General features: G+C 66.0%; 1 protein-coding gene and 1 pseudogene. Both read right to left on the minus strand.

What is annotated here, in order from left to right:
* A pseudogene (locus QOL62_RS19725) lies at positions 1-580 on the minus strand (copper resistance protein B); the annotation flags it as partial.
* The coding region (locus tag QOL62_RS19730) for a copper resistance system multicopper oxidase (RefSeq protein ID WP_283407306.1) at positions 580-1,825 on the minus strand (1,246 nt) is incomplete at its 5' end. The pseudogene QOL62_RS19725 and the gene QOL62_RS19730, both read right to left, overlap by 1 nt.

Consider the following 1,825-nt stretch of genomic DNA (forward strand, 5'->3'; position numbering starts at 1 on the left):
CATCGCGACCGCTATGCGCTTGATACTCGAACAGGTTGAGCAGCACCTGCCCGAAATTGTTGCCGCCGCTGTCCTTCATCATGATGTCGCGTGAGCGCGCCATCTCGGCGCCGGGAAAATCACGATCGGCGAAGTGGTCGCTGGGGGGAGGCGGCGGGGGCGCATTGCCGGCCGGAAGCGCCGTGCCGGTCATTTGCATGCCGGGCATGGCGGTCTGGCCATGCTGCGAATGGTCCATCCCGGGCATGTCCGGCATCGCGCCGTCCTGATGCTGGGAGTGGTCCATGCCCGGCATGTCCGGCATCGCGGGAGACGCGGGTTGCGGCTGACCGGCCGCATCTCCCTGCGGCGCAGGACTGGCCTGGTGCTGCGAATGGTCCATCGCCGAGGTGGCGTCTGGCGCTGGTGTCTGAGCGCGCGGCCTGGCGGCGGCCTTGTCCTTCTTCTTCTCCTGCGCCGGCGGCACCTCGCCCGGCGGCGCCATGCCGGGCATGCCGTGCATTGAATGATCCTGGGCAAAGGCGGGCGCGGCAGCGAAAAGGGCGATCGCGCTCACCAGCGGCGTGAGGATGCGGGTCATTACGCGTCTCCCTTCGGACGGACGCTCACGACCCGCATCATCCCGGCATGCATGTGGTAGAGGAGATGACAGTGGAAGGCCCAGTCGCCGACCGCGTCGGCGGTGAAGTCCCAGGTCACCTTGCCGCCGGGCTGGACGATTACCGTATGCTTGCGTGGCGCATGATCGCCATGCCCCGTCACCAGCTCGAAAAAATGCCCGTGAATATGGATCGGATGCCCCATCATCGTGTCGTTGATGAGATTGACGCGCACCCGCTCGCCTTCGATGAAGGGGATCGGCTCGTGATGGTCCGACATTTTTTCGCCGTCGAACGACCACATGAACCGCTCCATGTTGCCGGTGAGGTGAATGTCGATGCTGCGGCTCGGCGCGCGCACGTCCGGATTGCGATCGAGCGCCATCAGGTCCCTGTAGACAAGCACCTTGTGGCCGACGTCGGCGAGGCCCTGGCCGGGCTCGCCGGTGCGGTCGACGGGCATCGGCGAGATGGTCTGGACGCTCGGGTCGCGCTTCACCTGCGGCGCGTTCGAGAAGTCTCGCATCTTCATCGACCCCATCGCGTGCCCGCCATGGTCCATGCCCGCCATCTGGCCATCGGCGCCCATCGCGCCGTGGTCCATCCCGCTCATCGCGGAATGATCCATCCCCGAATGATCCATGCCTGCCATGGCGCTATTGTCCATGGTCGCCATCGCTGCCGCCGCGCCGGTCGCGAGGCGCGCGGACGCGTTCTTCTCGGCCGTCGGATCGATCGCCTCGCCGACAAGGGTGTAGGCCTTGTCATCGCCTGGGCTGACAACGACGTCGTAGGTCTCGGCAACACCAACCTGGAACTCGTCGACGGTGACCGGCACCACATTCTGCCCGTCGGCCTGGACGATGGTCAGCGGCAGGCCGGGGATGCGGACGTTGAAGGTGGTCATCGCCGACGCATTGATGACCCGCAGCCGCACCCGTTCGCCCGGGGTGAAGAGCGCGGTCCAGTTGTCCATCGGACCATGGCCGTTGACGAGATAGGTGTAGGTGGATCCGGTCACATCGGAGATGTCGGCCGGGTCCATCCGCATCTGGCCCCAGTCGAGCCGGTCCTTGAGCGGCTGATCCTTGCCCGACAGGAGCCCGGCCAGGGTCTGGCGCTGGAAATTGAAATGGCCGGGGTTGACCTTGAGGCGCCGGAAGATCGCCTGCGGCGAGAGCGCGCTGTGATCGGCGAGCACGATGACATGCTCGCGGTCATAGGCG

The sequence above is a fragment of the Novosphingobium panipatense genome, from assembly GCF_900182875.1.
Classification (GTDB): Bacteria; Pseudomonadota; Alphaproteobacteria; order Sphingomonadales; family Sphingomonadaceae; genus Novosphingobium; species Novosphingobium panipatense.